The 15,923-nt window shown below is 69.9% G+C and carries 17 protein-coding genes; 5 read left to right on the top strand and 12 right to left on the bottom strand.

From position 1 onward, the window contains the following. Positions 1–2: 2 nt before the first annotated feature. Both TSO352_RS18655 and TSO352_RS18650 read right to left on the bottom strand, forming a co-directional pair. Positions 3–1,304: a 3-deoxy-D-manno-octulosonic acid transferase gene (locus tag TSO352_RS18655; RefSeq protein ID WP_109108790.1), complete on the bottom strand. Its 1,302-nt coding sequence runs from the start codon at positions 1,302–1,304 to the stop codon at positions 3–5. Between the two features lie 413 nt (positions 1,305–1,717). Continuing rightward, positions 1,718–2,338 (bottom strand): LysE family translocator, encoded by a 621-nt coding sequence (locus TSO352_RS18650; protein ID WP_109108789.1) that lies wholly within the window; start codon positions 2,336–2,338, stop codon positions 1,718–1,720. Between the two features lie 175 nt (positions 2,339–2,513). On the opposite strand from TSO352_RS18650, the gene TSO352_RS18645 reads away from it, so the two are divergent. Further along, positions 2,514–3,365: a YoaK family protein gene (locus TSO352_RS18645; protein WP_109108788.1), complete on the top strand. Its 852-nt coding sequence runs from the start codon at positions 2,514–2,516 to the stop codon at positions 3,363–3,365. Here the strand turns inward: TSO352_RS18645 and TSO352_RS18640 are convergent. Beyond that, on the bottom strand, positions 3,304–4,302 hold the full coding sequence (locus TSO352_RS18640) for a glycosyltransferase family 1 protein (RefSeq protein ID WP_109108787.1): 999 nt from the start codon (positions 4,300–4,302) through the stop codon (positions 3,304–3,306). The genes TSO352_RS18645 and TSO352_RS18640 overlap by 62 nt on opposite strands. Beyond that, on the bottom strand, positions 4,299–5,132 hold the full coding sequence (locus tag TSO352_RS18635; protein WP_109108786.1) for a UDP-2,3-diacylglucosamine diphosphatase: 834 nt from the start codon (positions 5,130–5,132) through the stop codon (positions 4,299–4,301). Before TSO352_RS18635 ends, TSO352_RS18640 begins: the two co-directional genes overlap by 4 nt. 159 nt (positions 5,133–5,291) lie before the next feature. Between TSO352_RS18635 and TSO352_RS18630 the strand changes: the two genes are divergently transcribed. Beyond that, positions 5,292–6,338: a diacylglycerol kinase family protein gene (locus tag TSO352_RS18630; RefSeq protein WP_247872244.1), complete on the top strand. Its 1,047-nt coding sequence runs from the start codon at positions 5,292–5,294 to the stop codon at positions 6,336–6,338. Here the strand turns inward: TSO352_RS18630 and TSO352_RS18625 are convergent. From TSO352_RS18625 to TSO352_RS18610, 4 genes are all read right to left on the bottom strand, one after another. Then, positions 6,298–6,945, bottom strand: a complete 648-nt coding sequence (locus TSO352_RS18625) for a DNA-3-methyladenine glycosylase (protein ID WP_109108785.1) — start codon at positions 6,943–6,945, stop codon at positions 6,298–6,300. The genes TSO352_RS18630 and TSO352_RS18625 overlap by 41 nt on opposite strands. A gap of 62 nt (positions 6,946–7,007) precedes the next feature. Next, positions 7,008–7,250 carry a phosphoribosylformylglycinamidine synthase subunit PurS gene (gene purS / locus TSO352_RS18620; protein WP_109108784.1) on the bottom strand — a complete coding sequence of 81 codons (243 nt, stop codon included), beginning with the start codon at positions 7,248–7,250 and terminating at the stop codon, positions 7,008–7,010. Positions 7,251–7,304: 54 nt separating this feature from the next. Continuing rightward, on the bottom strand, positions 7,305–8,069 hold the full coding sequence (gene purC / locus TSO352_RS18615; protein WP_109108783.1) for a phosphoribosylaminoimidazolesuccinocarboxamide synthase: 765 nt from the start codon (positions 8,067–8,069) through the stop codon (positions 7,305–7,307). Between the two features lie 122 nt (positions 8,070–8,191). Beyond that, the gene (locus TSO352_RS18610) at positions 8,192–8,965 is read right to left on the bottom strand and encodes an NRDE family protein (RefSeq protein WP_109108782.1); all 774 of its coding nucleotides are present in this window, start codon (positions 8,963–8,965) and stop codon (positions 8,192–8,194) included. Positions 8,966–9,127: 162 nt separating this feature from the next. On the opposite strand from TSO352_RS18610, the gene TSO352_RS18605 reads away from it, so the two are divergent. Continuing rightward, positions 9,128–9,448, top strand: coding sequence for a DUF1476 domain-containing protein (locus TSO352_RS18605; protein WP_109108781.1), 321 nt, complete (start codon positions 9,128–9,130; stop codon positions 9,446–9,448). Between the two features lie 33 nt (positions 9,449–9,481). Here the strand turns inward: TSO352_RS18605 and TSO352_RS18600 are convergent, their stop codons facing one another. Further along, positions 9,482–10,372: an N-formylglutamate amidohydrolase gene (locus tag TSO352_RS18600; protein WP_109108780.1), complete on the bottom strand. Its 891-nt coding sequence runs from the start codon at positions 10,370–10,372 to the stop codon at positions 9,482–9,484. Between the two features lie 212 nt (positions 10,373–10,584). Here TSO352_RS18600 and TSO352_RS18595 point away from each other — a divergent pair, with 212 nt between their 5' ends. After that, entirely contained in the window at positions 10,585–11,538 is a 954-nt protein-coding gene (locus TSO352_RS18595; RefSeq protein ID WP_109108779.1) for a succinylglutamate desuccinylase/aspartoacylase family protein, read from the top strand. A 226-nt stretch (positions 11,539–11,764) separates the two neighbouring features. Here TSO352_RS18595 and TSO352_RS18590 read toward each other — a convergent pair whose 3' ends face one another. Next, a complete protein-coding gene (locus tag TSO352_RS18590) occupies positions 11,765–12,301 on the bottom strand; it encodes a CreA family protein (protein ID WP_109108778.1) in 537 nt (178 codons plus the stop codon). 125 nt (positions 12,302–12,426) lie between these two features. On the opposite strand from TSO352_RS18590, the gene TSO352_RS18585 reads away from it, so the two are divergent. Further along, on the top strand, positions 12,427–13,599 hold the full coding sequence (locus tag TSO352_RS18585) for an AI-2E family transporter (RefSeq protein WP_109108777.1): 1,173 nt from the start codon (positions 12,427–12,429) through the stop codon (positions 13,597–13,599). Positions 13,600–13,806: 207 nt separating this feature from the next. On the opposite strand, the gene TSO352_RS18580 is transcribed toward TSO352_RS18585, so the two are convergent. Next, a complete protein-coding gene (locus TSO352_RS18580) occupies positions 13,807–14,832 on the bottom strand; it encodes a DUF6352 family protein (RefSeq protein ID WP_109108776.1) in 1,026 nt (341 codons plus the stop codon). A 30-nt stretch (positions 14,833–14,862) separates the two neighbouring features. After that, a complete protein-coding gene (locus TSO352_RS18575) occupies positions 14,863–15,894 on the bottom strand; it encodes an alpha/beta hydrolase (protein ID WP_109108775.1) in 1,032 nt (343 codons plus the stop codon). Positions 15,895–15,923: the final 29 nt, after the last annotated feature.

The following is a 15,923-nucleotide window of genomic DNA, read 5'->3' as shown; positions in this document are numbered from 1 at the left end:
CCTCAGGCGGCGGGGCGGATGCCGGCGGCGCCCAGCACCGGGGCCAGCGCGCCCAGCGCGCGGTCGACGATCCGGCGGTTGTCCGCCGTCACCCGCGCCGCGCCGGCGACGATGCGTTCGCGCGCCTGCGGGTCGGTCAGCAGCCGACGCGTCTCGCGGGTCAGGGCGGCGGCGTCGGCCACCGGCAGCGCGCCGCCCGCCGCCTCCAGCTTGTGGGTGATCTCGCCGAAATTGAACATGTGCGGGCCGTACAGCACCGCGCAGCCGAGCTGCGCCGGCTCCACCGGGTTCTGGCCGCCATGCGGGATGAAGGAGCCGCCCATGCACACCACCGGCGCGGCGCGGTAGAACAGCCCCAGCTCGCCCATGGTGTCGGCGACGTAGACCGCATGCTCCGGCTTCGGCAGCAGCGGCCCGCCCGCGGGATCGGGCGGCGTGCGTTGCAGCACCGACAGCCCGCGCGACCGCATCAGCGCGGCGATGGCCTCGCCGCGGTGGGCGTGGCGCGGGGCGACGACGGTCAGCAGGCCGGGCAAGGTGGGGGCCAGCGCCATGTGCACCGCCGCCGCGATCTCGTCCTCGCCGGGGTGGGAGCTGGCGAGCAGCCAGACCAGCCGGCCGTCGAGCGCGGCGCGCAGCGGCTCCATCGCCTCAGCGGCGGCGGGCGGCGGCTCGGCGGAGAATTTCAGGTTGCCGACGCTGACGACGGCGGGGGCGCCCAGCCGGCGCAGCCGCTCCGCGTCGCCCTCGGTCTGGGCCAGGGTGATCTGGAAGGTCGACAGCAGGCCGCCGATCAGGCCCGGCGCGTTGCGCCAGCGCGCGAAGGAGCGCTCCGACATCCGGGCGTTGACCAGCGCCGCCGGGATGCCGCGGGCGCGGATGCCGGCCAGCAGGTTCGGCCAAATCTCCGATTCCGTCCACAGCACCGCGTCGGGCCGCCAATGGTCGAGGAAACGGTCCACCGCCCCCGGCAGGTCGACCGGCACATACTGGTGGATGGCGCGGCCGGGCAGCCGCTTGCCCATCAGCTCCGCCGAGGTGACGGTGCCGGTGGTCATCAGCACGGTCAGCTCGGGCGCCGTCTCCAGCAGTCGGCGGACCAGCACCAGGACCGAGTTCGCCTCGCCCACGCTGGCGGCGTGAATCCACACCAGCGGCCCGTCGGGGCGCGGGCACGAGGCCGTGCCGAACCGCTCCGCCTGACGGGCGGGGTCTTCCTTGCCGGCGGCGCGGCGGCGGTCGAGATACAGGCGCACCGCCGGCCCGGCGACGGTCGTCAGGCCATGGTAGAGGGATTGCAGCATAAGGCCCGAAAAGACTGATACACGACAACGGGCGCGTTGCCGGTCTCCCTTGTACGGTCGACCTGCAGCGCGCCCGGCGGCACCTTAGCACGGGGCGATTGCCGGTGCGATGGGCATGCGCACACACCGGACCGGCCGCCGGGACGCATGCGGGAACGTGCCGTCAGGTCGGCGAATGGAACATTTGAAACCGGATGGAACATTTTCCCGGCCCTGTTCCACTGTTCAACCCGCGACGGCGATGGCCAAGCGGCAATGACGGGCGGCAGGACCCGCAGGGCGGCGTCGCGCCGGGAGTTGTTGGAAAAGCGCCGGCATCGGGACATCGGGGGACCTTCCGCGGCAAGGAACGGGCACCCCCTTCCTACCACGACGGCCAAGCCCCCCTAAGCACGGGGTGAAAATCCGTGATCTCACCGCTCCGCCAGCGCCAGCTTGGCGCCCAGCGCGGCAAAGGCGGCGGCGAAGCTGCGGCGCATCCAGGTCATCACCCGCGGGCGCGACACGATCTGGTCGCGCACCGCCGCGGCGAACAGGCCGTAGACGACGAACACCGCGAAGGTCAGCGCCATGAACACGCCACTCAGTTCCAGCATGCGGGCGAGCGGCTGCGGGTCGGCGTCGCTGACGAACTGCGGCAGGAAGGCCAGGAAGAAGATCGACAGCTTCGGGTTCAGCACATTGACCAGGATCGCCGACAGGATCATCCGCCCGGCCGACTTGGGCGCCGCTCCCGCCCCCGCCGTCTCGACGCTCAGCGCCCCCTGTTCCTTCAACGTCATCCAGGCCATGTAGAGCAGGTAGAGCACGCCCAGCAGCTTCAGCGCCTGGAACGCCACCGCGCTGGTGTGCAGCACCGCCGCCAGCCCCATCACCGCCGCCGCCATGTGCGGCACGATCCCCAGCGTGCAGCCGAACGCCGCGACGACGCTCGCCCGCGCGCCCTGCGACAGCCCCGCCGCCAGCGTGAGCAGCACGCCCGTCCCGGGCGAGGCGACGACGATCAGGGAGGTGATGAGGAACTCGGGGGTCATGGCGGGAGCCCTTGGGACGAGTGATGCCGTCCGAACAGGGAAACACAGCATCGGCAGCGCGCCAAGGGGCGGAACCTGCGGGCATGCATCGCTGCGTCGACGCCGACGCGGTGTTCCCTCCGCCCGTCATCCTGTATGCTGCGTTGCAGAATAGTTTCCGCCTCGGTGGTGCAGCATGCCGGTGTCCTACCTCCGCCGATTGTCCGGGAGCAAGCGGACCAGACGGGCCAACATCCATCTGGGGGTGTCGCTGGCCTTCGTCGCCGGCGCCATCAACGCCGGCGGGTTTCTGGCGGTGCTGCAATACACCTCGCACATGACCGGCATCGTGTCGTCGATGGCCGACAATCTGGTGCTGGGCAACCTGACGGCGCTGGCGACCGGGGTGGCGTCGGTGGTGTCCTTCGTCTCCGGCGCGGCCTATTCGACGATCCTCATCAACTGGGGACGGCACCACCGGATGCGCAGCGCCTACGCCTATCCGCTGTTCTGGGAGGCGTTGCTGCTGCTGGCCTTCGGGTTGCTGGGCAACAGCCTGGAGGACCATCGGGCGCTGTTCACCCCGCTGACCGTCCTGCTGCTGTGCTTCATCATGGGGTTGCAGAACGCCATCATCACCAAGGTTTCCAACGCGGAGATCCGCACCACCCACATGACCGGGATCGTCACCGATGTCGGCATCGAACTCGGCAAGCTGGTCTACATCAACCTCGGCCGGGAATCGGCGCGCTACACGCCGGTGCGCACCAACTGGCGGCGTCTCGGGCTGCTGCTGACGCTGCTGCTGTCCTTCTGCCTGGGCGGCACCGCGGGGGCGGTCGGGTTCAAGCATGCCGGCTATGTCACCACCCTGCCGCTGGCGGCGTTCCTAGTCCTGCTCGCCGTCGTGCCGCTGGTGGACGACGCGCGGACGCGGACGCGGCTGTTCCTGCGTTACCACGTCCACGGCGGGCGCCGCCGGCCCGTTACGAGAACGGCCGCAGGTTCGACAGGAACTGCTCCGCCGAGCGCCGCCACGAATAGCTGAGCGCGTGATCCCGGCAGGTCTGGCCGGGGATCGCCAGCGCCCCTTCCACCGCCCGCTTCAGGTCGACGTCCAGGCAGCCGGCGCCAGAGCCGTTGACGACATCCAGCGGGCCGGGCACCGGGTAGGCGGCGACCGGAACGCCGGACGCCAGCGCCTCCAGCAGCACCAGCCCGAAGGTGTCGGTGCGCGACGGGAAGACGAAGACGTCGGCGGCGGCGTAGTGCCGGGCCAGATCCTCGCCATGGCGGGCGCCGGCCCAATGGACGGCGGGGTATTTGCGCTGCAGTTCCTCGCGCGCCGGGCCGTCGCCGACCACCACCTTGGTCCCCGGCAGGTCGAGGCGCAGGAAGTCCTCCAGGTTCTTTTCCACCGCGACGCGGCCGACATACATCGACACCGGGCGCGGCAGATCGAGGAAGCCCTTGTCGCGCGGGTGGAACAGCGCGGTGTCGACCCCGCGGGTCCAGCGGCGGATGTTGGCGAAACCGCGCGAGGTCAGCGCGTCCTCGATGGTCTGGGTCGCCACCATCACCGCCGACGACGGCTTGTGGAAGCGGCGGACGACGGCGTAGGACAGCGCCAGCGGGATCGGCGCGCGGTCGCGCAGATATTCGGGAAAGCGGGTGTGGTAGGCGGTGGTGAAGGGCTTGCCGTGCTTCAGGCAATAGGACCGGGCGGCGAAGCCCAGCGGCCCTTCGGTGGCGATGTGGATGCAGTCCGGCCGCAACCCCTCGATCATCGCCCACAGCCGCCGCTTCGCCCCCAGCGCCAGCCGGATTTCCGGGTAGGTCGGCATCGCCACGGTGTGGAAACGGTCGGGACCAATCACCTCGACGCTGTGGCCCATCGCCTCCAGCTCGTCGCGGACGGTGCCGATGGTGCGGACGACGCCGTTCACCTGCGGGTGCCAGGCGTCGCTCACGATCAGGATGTTCACGCCGCTTCCCGTTCCTTGCTGGTCGTCTTGGCCGGAAGCGTCGCGGAGTTGGAGTCCCGGTCGGCCGAGCGCCGGGCCATGACCTCCGCCCAGTGGATGATCTCCAGCGCCCCGCTGTCGTGCTCGACCAAGGCGGTGCAGGACTCGACCCAATCGCCGTCGTTGCAATAGAGTATTCCTTCGATGTCCCGCATCTCGGCGGTGTGGATGTGGCCGCAGACGACGCCGTCCACCTTGCGGCGGCGGGCTTCCTCGCCCAGCGCCTCTTCGTACTTGCCGATGAACTCGACCGCGGTCTTGGCCTTGTGTTTCAGGTAGGCCGACAGCGACCAGTAGTCGAAACCCAGCTTGCGCCGGACCCAGTTGAAGGCGGTGTTGATGTGCAGCAGCGTGACGTAGGCGTGGTCGCCCAGCAGGGCCAGCCACTTGGCGTAGCGCACCACGGCGTCGAAGCGGTCGCCGTGGGTGATCAGCAGGCGGCGGCCGTCGGCGGTGGTGTGCACCCACTCGTCCACCACATGCACCCCGCCGAATTGCAGGCCGACATAGTCGCGCGCCGCCTCGTCGTGGTTGCCGGGGATGTAATAGACCTCCACACCCTTGCGGGCGCGGCGCATGATCTTCTGCACCACGTCGTTGTGGGGCTGCGGCCAGTACCAGGCCTTCTTCAGCCGCCAGCCGTCGACGATGTCGCCGACCAGGAACAGGTGGTCCGATTCGGTGTGCTTGAGGAAATCGAGCAGCATGTCCGCCTGACAGCCGCGCGTTCCGAGATGAACGTCGGATATCCAGATGCTGCGGTAACGCTTGACCGCTGGGACGGCGTCCATCTTCCACTCCGTCGTCGCCATGACCGGGGGTACCAAGACAAGCGTGGTATAGATGGAAGAGACACCTCTTGACAATGGTTTGTATCGGCAGCACCTATTCGCCACTGTATTTTGATGATTGGTCACTGTATTGCACTTTTACTGAAACAGAACCGCCGCATGACCTTCATGCTTCTGCAACAGAAGGCGCTCGGCGCGCCGACCAGGGAGAGCGAATCGGTGCGTGACGTGGTGGAGATGACGGGCGCGGTCAACGGGGGGGCAAACCGGACAGCGGCGACGGCGGGCGGGGCAACGGCCGGCGCGGTGCGGCGGGTCCTGGTCATCCACAACCCGACCGCCGGCGGGCGGCGGGCGCGCCGGCTGCGCGCGGTGGTCGCCCGGCTGGAGCAGCGCGGCATCGCCGTCGCCGTGACGCCCACCGGCAAGCGCGGCGATGCGGAGGCCTTCGCCCGCGCGGTCGATCCCGGCGACGTCGACGCCGTGATCGCAGCCGGCGGCGACGGCACCATCAACGAGGTCATCAACGGGCTGGCCGTCCACGCCGCCGCCGGCCGGCCGGTGGCGCTTGGCATCGTGCCGATGGGCACCGCCAACGTGCTGGCGGCGGAACTCGGCCTGCCGATCGACGCCGACGGCATCGCCGCGGTGCTGGCCGGCGGCCGGCGGGCGGCGATCTGGCCGGCGCTGGCGAACGGACGGGTGTTTTCGCTGATGGCCGGGGTCGGGCTGGACGCCCGGGTGGTCGAGCGGGTCGACCCGCGGGTGAAGCGCCGGATCGGCAAGGGCGCCTATGTGCTGGAAACCCTGGTGCAGTTGGCGGTGCGGCCCGACCACCGCTACCGTGTCAGCCTCGACGGCGGCCCGGCGGAGGAGGTGGCGTCGGTGATCGTCGCCAAAGGGCATTTCTACGGCGGCCGCTTCATCTGCGCCCCCGACGCCCGGTTGACCGAACCGGAGCTGCACGTCTGCCTGTTCCCGCGCGGCGGGCGGCTGAACGCATTGCGCTATGTCTGGGGCGTCACCGCCGGACGGCTGGCCCGCTTTCCCGACTACCGGGTGGTGACGGCGCGGCGGGTGCGGATCGAAGGACCGGCAGGCGACGGGCTGTTCGCCGACACGGTGCAGGGCGACGGCGACGTGCTGGCCCGCCTGCCGGTGGAAATCACGCTGGCGGGGTGGACGCTGCCCGTTTTGGTGTCTTGAGAGCGCGCGCCTGTTCCTGCAGCGCGACGTAATGGTGCCAGACCAGCCGGGCGGCGAGGCTGCGGTGGGGCCGCCAGGGTTCGGCGACCTCGATCAGTTGCCGCGGCGTCGGCTTGTCGGCCCAGCCCTTCAGCCGCTGGACGCCAAGCTGGATCGCCAGATCGCCGATCGGCCAGATGTCGGGCCGGTCGAGCGTGGTCATCAGATAGACCTCGGCGCTCCAGCGGCCGATGCCCTTCAGCGCGACCAGATGGGCGATGGCCTCTTCATCGGCCATGGCGTGGATGGCGTCGAAATCGAGACGGCCGCTCGCCACCGCCTCGGCCAGACCGCGGGCGTAGCCGACCTTCTGGCGGGAGAAGCCGCAGGCGCGCAGCGTGTCGTCGTCGACCGCCAGGATGGCGTCGGGGGTGACGACACCGCCCAGGCGCTCCTGCAATTTCGCCCACAGCGCCAGCGCGACCTTGGTGGAGAGCTGCTGCTCCATCACCATGCGCAGCAGGCCGACGAAGCCGGTCGGCCGCGAAAAGTCGCGGATGGCCGGGCCGCCGACGCGCAGGCATTCGGCGAAGATGGGGTCGAGCGCGGCCAGATGCTCGACGCTCATGGCCGTGAATCCAGTGACGGAGTCATTGGCGGACCGCGCTCATACCCCCTGGAACCGCTGGCTCAGGCCACCAGCTCGATGGCGTAGTCCTCGATGACGGTGTTGGCGAGCAGCTTGCTGCACATCGCCTCAACCTCCCGGCGGGCGGTCGCCTCGTCGGTGCTGGTGAGCTGAAGCTCGATCACCTTGCCGGCGCGGACGTCCTCGACGCCGTCGAAGCCCAGCGTGTGCAGCGCGTGCGCGATCGCCTTGCCCTGGGGGTCGAGAACGCCGCGCTTGAGGGTGACGTGAACCTTGGCCTTCATCGGGATGTCCGCTCGCTTGGGGGTAGTGGGTAAGGGGTGGTTGCTGGAGGGTGGTTACTGGAGGGTCTTGGGGCCCTTGACGTCGGTCGGCCCGCCTTCCGGCAGGATGCCGAGGCGCCGCGCGACCTCCTGATAGGCTTCCTCGACGCGGCCCAGATCCTGGCGGAACCGGTCCTTGTCCAGCTTCTCGTTGGTCTTGACGTCCCACAGCCGGCAATTGTCCGGGCTGATCTCGTCGGCGAGGACGATGCGCATCTCCTCGTTCTCCCACAGCCGGCCGAACTCCAGCTTGAAGTCGACCAGCCGCAGGCCGATGCCGAGGAAGAGGCCGGACAGATAGTCGTTCACGCGGAGCGACAGCGCGACCATGTCGTCGAGGTCCTGCGGCGCCGCCCAGCCGAAGGCGGTGATGTGCTCTTCCGAGACCATCGGGTCGCTCAGCTCGTCCGACTTGTAGTAATACTCGATGATCGACCGCGGCAGCGGCGTGCCTTCCGGAATGCCGAAGCGCTGCGACAGCGACCCGGCGGCGACGTTGCGCACCACCACCTCGATCGGGATGATCTCCACCTCGCGCACCAGCTGCTCGCGCATGTTCAGGCGGCGCATGAAGTGCGTCGGCACGCCGATCTCGGACAGACGGCTCATCAGATACTCGGAGATGCGGTTGTTCAGCACCCCCTTGCCGGTGATGACGCCCTTCTTCTGGTTGTTGAAGGCGGTGGCATCGTCCTTGAAGTACTGCACCAGGGTACCCGGTTCCGGCCCTTCGAAGAGTACCTTCGCCTTGCCTTCGTAGATGCGCCGGCGTCGTGTCATCGCGTGTTCGTCCAAATACGTAAGGACCGGTCAAGCGAGCTTGCCGGCCCAGGAAAGTGCCCCTGTGATATAGCAAGCCGGGTTGGCGAACACAACGACGGGGGTTCGACGGGCGGGATCACTCACAGCTCCACCGGCTCGTAGGCGACGGCGTGCGGCCGGCCGGGCGCGAAGTGCCAGATCGGCTTCAGCTCCGGCCGCTCGACGGCGGGCACGGCGATGAGGCTGCTCGACGTCGTGCCGAAGCCGCTGGGCATCCGGAAGTCCATGGCGCCGCGCTCGCCATGCTCGCCCTCCCAGATGCGGCTGCCCATCAGCTCGGGCCAGCCGCCCCAGCCGAAGGAGCCGGCATCGGCGGCGTCGACCGTCGGCGGTTCGGCGTGCTGGAACAGCGGGCGGTAGAAGGCGGTGCGCGGGTCCTGCGCGTCGTCCAGCTCGAAGGCGGTCAGCATGTGGACGCCGACGGGGATCGACGACACCTCCGGCCGGTGGCGCGGGTTGGCGCCGCGGTGGACGACCAGATAGGCGTCGCGGTTGTCGGCGATCACCAGGTTGAACGGGCGGTAGGCCCGGATGTCGAGGTCGGCGAAGGCCCGCGCCGCTTCCGCCGCGTCGGCATGGTCGAGCGCGTCGAGCACCAGTTCGCCGCGCGACCGCTTGCCGGTCTCCGGCCCCAGGGTGCCGAACCGGTTCAGGACGACGGCCACCACGCCCTCGTCGTTCAGCCCCATCCAGGAGCCGCCCGCCAGCTCGTCCAGCCCGGCGACCACGTTCGGCCGGTCGGGCCAATGGCGCGCCGGCGGCTGCCAGGGCCGGCCCGCCATCTCGTCACGGTTGCCGGCGACGACCAGCGGCCAGGTTGCGTCGGGTCGCCGCAGGAGGATCACGCTGCACATGCCGTACCTTGTCTTTTGTGATGTCCAAGGGTATGCCGCCGCCCCGGGGGAAACTCTACAAAATCTCCGCGGCGACCACGCCGCGGGACGGTGACGACAACCGCCTCGGAGCTATATAATCATGCATCCGGGAGCGAAAACCAATCCAAGGAGCCTGGTCCCATGACGACCTTCGACGATCGCGAAAAGGCCTTTGAGACTAAGTTCCAGCATGACGAGGACCTGCTCTTCCGCATCCGCGCCCGGCGTGACCGGCTGGCCGGCGAGTGGGCCGCCGATCTGATGGGGCTGAGCGGTGCCGACGCCGAGGCCTACGCCCGGCAGATCGTCGACACCGACATCACCACCGCGGGCCCGCACGACATCCGCGAAAAGCTGTGCAGCGACCTGCACGCCCGGGGCGTCGACATCTCCGACCATCGCGTCGAGAAGCAGATGGCCCATTTCCTGGACATGGCGCGGGACCAGATCACCACCGGCTGACCGTCCCGCCCGGCCCGGGTGCTGCCGTTGCGGTCATTCGGCCGCGCGCCGCAGCACCCGCCGTTCGGCATGGTCGGCGATGCGGCGGATCAGCGTGTCGATCTCGCCCTTCAGCCGGGCGAAGCCGTCGTGACGCTCCAGCGTCTCCTCGTTCATGTAGAGCCGCCGGTTGATCTCCAGCTGGATCGAATGGCGGCCGCGCGCCGGATCGCCGTAGCGCGCCAGCAGCTCCACCCCCTTGTAAGGGTCGTTGATCGCGACGCGGTGCCCGAAGCCGCGCAGCGTCTCCGCCACCAGGGCGACGAAGCCGGCCTCGCTGGTGGTGCCGTCGCGGTCGCCGATGACGAAGTCCGCCGCCAGCGGGTCGCGGCCGTCCGGCCCCAGCGTCGAGGGCATGGAGTGGCAGTTGACGTGCCACACCGCGCCGAACCGTTCGGCCAGCCGATCCAGCGTCGCCCGCATCTGGGCGTGGTAGGGGCGGTAGTAGCGGTCGATCCGGTCGGCCACCACCGCGGCCGGCAGCTTTCCGTCATAGAGCGGCACACCGGGGCGCAGCATGCTGCGGATCAGCCCCATGCCCATCATGCTGCGGGCGGTCGGGTGCAGCGGGGTCGGCCACGCGCCGTCCAGCAACGCCGGGTCGATGTCGTCGACCGCCCGGTTCACGTCGATGCAGGTGCGGGGGAACAGCGCGCACAGCAGGGTCGCGCCATGGTCGGGCGCCGTGGCGAACAGCTCCTCGACATGGGTGTCCTCGGCCTGGCGCAGCAGGGGGTGCGGGCAGATCACCTGGAAGTCGGCGGGATAGACCCGGCCGCTGTGCGGCGAATCGAACAGGACCGGCAGGCGCCGCCCCATGGTCCCCATCGCGGACCCGTTGGCCGGGTCGTTGCGGACCAGCACGTCGTCGATCACGAAGCTCATCGCCTGGCCCGCCCCATGGAACCGGCCGATCCTATAACCCAAGCGTCAACCTGGCGTCGACGGCGAATCGTCATCGACCCGCCACATCCCTGCAACAAAGCCTTGCGCCGGCGTCACGGGTGCCGCAGCGAATTTTGCCATGCGCCGGGCTGGCGCGCCGCCGGTTGGTTCGCCATACTGACGGGAAAGCCCACCGCTGGCGAGCCTGCCGCTTGACCGACCCGCTCTTCGCCCCCGTCGAACTGACCGCGCCGGACATCGCGCCCTACCGGCGCGGCAACACCGGCATCGACCATGTCACCAGCCTGACCGCGGCCTCGCCGGGGCCGCACGTCGTGCTGAACGCGCTGGTGCACGGCAACGAGATCGCCGGCGCCATCGCGCTGGACAGCCTGCTGCGCCTGGGGGTGCGGCCGCGGCGCGGCCGGCTCAGCTTCGTCTTCGCCAACACGGCGGCCTACGCCGGCTTCGACCGCCAGAACCCCTACGCCTCGCGCTATCTGGACGAGGATTTCAACCGGCTGTGGTCGCCGGAGCATCTCGACGGCCGGCGCGACAGCGTGGAGCTGCGGCGCGCCCGCCAGCTCCGCCCGGTCTACGAGTCGGCCGACCTGCTGCTCGACCTCCATTCGATGACGGCTGACACCGCGCCGCTGACCCTGTGCGGACAAACGACGCGCGGGCGCGATCTGGCGCTCGGCCTCGGCTATCCCGCCTGGGTGGTGGCGGACGAGGGGCACGCCGGCGGACGCCGGCTGATCGATTATGGCGGCTTCGCCGAGGCGGAAGGCTCGCGCACCGCGATCCTGGTCGAATGCGGCCAGCACTGGCGCACCGAAACCGCGGTGGTGGCGCTGGAAAGCTGCCTGCGCCTGCTGGTGGGGCTGGAGATGATCGACCCGCTGCTGGCCGGCCCGCGCCTGCGTCCGCGCAGCGACCCGCAGCGGGTGGTCGAGGTCACCGACGCCGTCACGGCGATCAGCGAGCGCTTCCGCTTCACCGCCCCCTTCGTCGGCATGGAGGTGATCGGCCGCGCCGGCACCGTCATCGGCTGGGACGACGGCCGCGCCATCCTGACCCCCTACGACGACTGCGTCCTGATCATGCCCGCCCGCCGCGTCAAGCCCGGCCAGACCGCCGTCCGGCTGGGGCGCATCGTGGGGTGAGGCCAGGCTTTTTAGACGGCGCGCGGCCTGGAGAGTGCGGGAATCGCGGGCAAGATTGACGCGGATTCAACGGATTTTGACACGGATGACACGGATGTGGCGTTGCCATCGCATCGCTTCTCCGGAACAGCCAAAGCGCCGCCAAGCCTAGAAAATCCGTTAAATCCGTGACATCCGTGTCAATCTTGCCAGACGAAGCGGTATCAACTCAAGAATCCGCCGCCGCTCACTTCGCCGCCGGTTTCCCCTTCGTCCAGGTCGCGTTGGCGCTGAACAGCGGCACGGTCGAGATCGACATCTTGGCCGAGGCGTCCTTCACCTGCCGGCTGTACACCACATAAACCAGCGTGTCGTTCGGGCGGTCATAGATGCGCCGGATGGCGATCGACTTGAAGATCAGGCTCTTCCGTTCGGAGAAGACCTCCTCCCCCTTCTGCGACAGCTCGATGTCGCCGACGGTCACCGGACCGGTCTGGCGGCAGGCGATCGAGGCGTTCGACGGATCCTCGAACCAGTTGCCCTTGCTCAGCCGGTCGATCAGGCTGCGGTCGAAATCGACCAGATGGCAGGTGACGCCCTTCACCTTGGGGTCCTCGACCGCCTGGATCTCCAGCCCGTTGCCGGTCCAGTCGTTGGAGAAGCGGCCGATCACCGCGTCGGCGGCGGCCGGCCGGGCCGACAGCGCCGGCGCCAGACCCGCCGCCAAAAGACCCAGAACCAAAAGGCCGGGCCGAACGTTCATCAGGGGAAACGGGCTGCGCATCGCGACTGGGTCTCCGGCAAGGACGGTGGGGACCGCAAGGGGTGCGGACCCGGCAAAACACTCCCCTAGATCGGAGGAGCGGGCGCCACCGTCAAGCGCCGTCCTTCGGAGGTCCGGCCACCGCGATGACTGACCGCAGCCCGCTCGCCTCGCTCCCCCCCACCCCGGCCACCACCCCGGCCACCGCTCCCGAGGCGCCGCTCCAGGACACGCCCGAACCGGTGACCGAGCCGCTGCCCCCGCCGGGCCACCGCCGCGACCCGCTGGCCATCGCCGCCGTCGGCCTGTTCGTGATCGCCGTGCTGTTCACGCTGTATTTCGGGCGCGAGGTGCTGCTGCCGATCATGCTGGCGCTGATTCTCAGCTTCCTGCTGCGCCCGCTGGTCCGCGCCCTCTACCGGCTGGGCATCCCGGAGGGGCTCGGCGCCGCCGTCATGGTGCTGATGGTGTTCGGCGGCGTGCTGCTGACCATCTACACCCTGTCGGCCCCGGCCGCCGAATGGGTCAACCGCATGCCGCGCGTCCTGCACGAGCTTGAGTTCAAGCTGGGCGACATCCGCGCCGGCATCGACCGCGCGCGCGAGGCGTCGCGCCAGATCGAGGAGATCGCCAAGGACACCGGCAACAACGCCGCCCCGGTGCGCGAGGTGGTGGTGCGCGGCCCCTCGCTGATGGAGCAGGCGATCAGCCAGGTCGAGGCGGTGATCGTCAACGTCGTGATCCTGCAGGTGCTGCTCTATTTCTTCCTGGCGCGCGGTCGCCACAGCCTGGAGGCGCTGATCGGCACCATGCGCAACGTCGACGACCGCGTGCATTACGCGATGGTCGCCGCGACGCTGCAGCAGAACATCGCCGCCTATCTGCTGACGATCACCCTCATCAACGCCGTGCTCGGGCTGGCCGCCGGCTTGGTGATGTGGATGTGGGGACTGCCCAACCCGGCGCTGTGGGGGGTGCTGGTGGCGCTGGCCAACTACATCCCCTTCATCGGCCCGGCGGTGATGACCGGCGTGTTCTTCCTGGTGTCGGTGCTGACCTTCGACGGCATCGGCACCATCATCCTGCCGCCGCTGTCCTTCATCGCCCTGACCACGCTGGAGGGCAATTTCCTGACGCCGATGATCGTCGGCCGCCGCCTGTCGCTGAACCCGATCGCGGTGTTCGTGTCGATCCTGTTCTGGGGCTGGCTGTGGGGCATCCCCGGCGCCCTGCTGGCGGTGCCGATCCTCGCCATCCTGAAGATCCTGTTCGACGCGCACGAGCCGCTGAAGCCGGTCGGGGCGCTGCTGGGGGACTGAGGGTGCGTTGCGCTGACTTTTTTAGAAGCCAAGCTCGACCAGGGCCGAAACATCGTCATATCGACCGTCATTCCCGCGCAGGCGGGAATCCAGCCATTCCAGGCGCTTGAGCTGGGCAGCCCGGATCCCCGCCTTCGCGGGGATGACGGCTTGGGAACGTGGCTGTCGATCGGATCGAAGGGAGAGAGCCCAAAGGGGCGCCGCCCCCTACGCCACCGACGCCAGCGGCAGATTCACCAGCAGGTTCTGCGGCTTCAGCTTCAGCCGCTTCCCCTCGCTCATCGCCAGCCCGAGATAGACCGGGCGGCCGGCGAGGTCGGGGCGCATGGCGGCGGGGTCGGCGAAGTCCAGGCGGAACAGGGCCAGGATTTGCGCCAGCCGCTCCTCCCCCACGGCGACGCCGTTGTAGAGGTCGTTGAGGATCGCGGTCGCCGCGCCGTCCAGCCCGACATGCCAGACCCAGCGGTCGTCGCGGATCGACTGCACCGGCTGGATCGACACCGCCGTCCCCAGGAAATGCGCCACCCACGCCTCCAGCACGCGGGCCAGCGCGTCGAGCCCGGCGGCGGCGAAGGTGATGTCCAGCACGGTGTCGTGCCGGGCGTCGCGGCCCCAATAGAGCGGGTGGTTGGTCTCGTCGAGGATGTCCAGCTCGACGCTGCGGAGCGGCGTCCCCGCCTCAGCCACCAGCCGGCCGAGCGAGCCGAAGCCGCCGGATGTCGCCCCAATGGCCGACATCGTCTCGACCGTCTCGGCGTCGGCCAGACGGACGCGGCCGTCGGCGACCGAGACGGTCTGCTCGCGGAAGAACAGCTCGCCCGCCCGCGCCCGCAGGCCGGACGGGGTTTCGTCCAGCACGCCGCGCAGGATGGCATGGACCAGCTGGTCGATGAACAGCCCCGGCACGCCGCGCACGCCGTCGCGGAACAGGCGGATGTAGCAGCCCTCCAGCGTCCCCGCCGCCCGCAGCCGGTCGCGGAAGCCCAGCCAGACCCGCCAGTTGTCACGCGCGTCGGCGTCGGCCATGGCGTCGAGCAGCGGGGCCGGCACCGGCCGCGCCGGGTCGTCGAGCAGCGCCGCGTGCAGCGTGCGCTCGGCGTCGCAGGCCTCCTCCGGCGGGCGCATCTCCGGGCGCAGCAGATAGGCGCGCAGGAAATCGGGCGTCACCGCCAGATGGTTGTCGGCGTCGCGGGTCAACAGGTGGAAGCCGGACGCCGTCCAGAAATCGGTCATGCTGAGGGGCACCTCTGGTCCTGAAGGCGCCTATCCCACGACAGAGCCGCCCGCCGGCGCAAGCGTCTTGTCGCCGGCGCCGTCCAGCGCCGCGTCCAGGAAGGCGTCGATGTCGGTCCACACCCGGTCGCGGATGGCGTCGCGCTCCATCAGCAGCTCGTGCCGGGCGTCGGGGTACTCGATCAGGCGGGCGTTGCCCAGCCGGGCCGCCACCGCCCGGCAGGCGTCGGCGCGCACCACCCGGTCGGCGGGGGCGGACAGCAGCAGCACCGGCGTACGCACCCGCTCCAGCGGCAGCCCGCACAGCGCGTCCTCCGCGTCGAGCGCGGCGGCCACCCAGGCGAAGCTGACGCCGCCGACGCGCAACTCCGGCCGTTCGGCGAAGGGGCCATGGAAGGCGGCGTAGCGCCGCGGGTCGGAGGTGATGGAATTGTCGGGGCGGAAGCGCCCCTCCGCCGGGTCGTAGTCGCCCTGCCCCAACGCGTAGCGTTCCGCCCAGCCACAGGCCAGCCCCAGCGAGGCCAGCCCCCGCACCAGCCAGCGCGGCAGCGGGCCGGTGTTGATCGCGTACATCGGCGCCGACAGCAGCACGGCGGCGTAGCGGTCCGGGTCGGTTCCCGGCGCCCCGGTGGCGTGGCGGGCCAGCGCCAGCGTCGCCACCAGCCCGCCCATCGAATGGGCCAGCAGCACCAGCGGCCCGCCGCTCTCCGCGACCAGCGGCGCCACCATCTGGTCGTGCAGGGCGTCGAGATCGTCGACCAGCGTCGCGAAGTCGGTGATGTGGTGGATCTGCCGGTTGGCCAGCGGCCGGTCCGACAGGCCCTGGTTGCGCCAGTCGACGGCGATCACCCGGAAGCCGCGCGCGGCCAGCGCATCGGCGGTTTCCGTGTATTTCTCGATGAACTCGGCCCGGCCGGTCAGCACCAGCGCGGTGCCGCGGACCCGGCCGGGCACCGGACGGACGACGACGCGCAGCCGCACGCCGTCGGCCATCGTCGCATGGCGGACCACCGCCGGCGCGGCCGTCCCCTCCCGATCCCCGTCCAAGGCGATGTCGCCCATTCCAGTCCTCTTTTCAATGTCTTCGCCGA

It is taken from the genome of Azospirillum sp. TSO35-2 (genome assembly GCF_003116095.1).
Classification (GTDB): Bacteria; Pseudomonadota; Alphaproteobacteria; order Azospirillales; family Azospirillaceae; genus Azospirillum.
Note: the sequence above shows the minus strand (reverse complement) of the source record. Positions and strands in the feature narration are given on the sequence as shown.

Coding starts and splice junctions, on each gene's coding strand:
- purS (WP_109108784.1), bottom strand. CDS start 7,250: ATGAAGGCCAAGGTTCACGTCACCCTCAAGCGCGGCGTTCTCGACCCC.
- TSO352_RS18645 (WP_109108788.1), top strand. CDS start 2,514: ATGCCGGTGTCCTACCTCCGCCGATTGTCCGGGAGCAAGCGGACCAGA.
- TSO352_RS18630 (WP_247872244.1), top strand. CDS start 5,292: ATGACCTTCATGCTTCTGCAACAGAAGGCGCTCGGCGCGCCGACCAGG.
- TSO352_RS18610 (WP_109108782.1), bottom strand. CDS start 8,965: ATGTGCAGCGTGATCCTCCTGCGGCGACCCGACGCAACCTGGCCGCTG.
- TSO352_RS18590 (WP_109108778.1), bottom strand. CDS start 12,301: ATGCGCAGCCCGTTTCCCCTGATGAACGTTCGGCCCGGCCTTTTGGTT.
- TSO352_RS18635 (WP_109108786.1), bottom strand. CDS start 5,132: ATGGACGCCGTCCCAGCGGTCAAGCGTTACCGCAGCATCTGGATATCC.
- TSO352_RS18580 (WP_109108776.1), bottom strand. CDS start 14,832: ATGACCGATTTCTGGACGGCGTCCGGCTTCCACCTGTTGACCCGCGAC.
- TSO352_RS18575 (WP_109108775.1), bottom strand. CDS start 15,894: ATGGGCGACATCGCCTTGGACGGGGATCGGGAGGGGACGGCCGCGCCG.
- TSO352_RS18600 (WP_109108780.1), bottom strand. CDS start 10,372: ATGAGCTTCGTGATCGACGACGTGCTGGTCCGCAACGACCCGGCCAAC.
- TSO352_RS18625 (WP_109108785.1), bottom strand. CDS start 6,945: ATGAGCGTCGAGCATCTGGCCGCGCTCGACCCCATCTTCGCCGAATGC.
- TSO352_RS18605 (WP_109108781.1), top strand. CDS start 9,128: ATGACGACCTTCGACGATCGCGAAAAGGCCTTTGAGACTAAGTTCCAG.
- TSO352_RS18650 (WP_109108789.1), bottom strand. CDS start 2,338: ATGACCCCCGAGTTCCTCATCACCTCCCTGATCGTCGTCGCCTCGCCC.
- TSO352_RS18655 (WP_109108790.1), bottom strand. CDS start 1,304: ATGCTGCAATCCCTCTACCATGGCCTGACGACCGTCGCCGGGCCGGCG.
- TSO352_RS18585 (WP_109108777.1), top strand. CDS start 12,427: ATGACTGACCGCAGCCCGCTCGCCTCGCTCCCCCCCACCCCGGCCACC.
- purC (WP_109108783.1), bottom strand. CDS start 8,069: ATGACACGACGCCGGCGCATCTACGAAGGCAAGGCGAAGGTACTCTTC.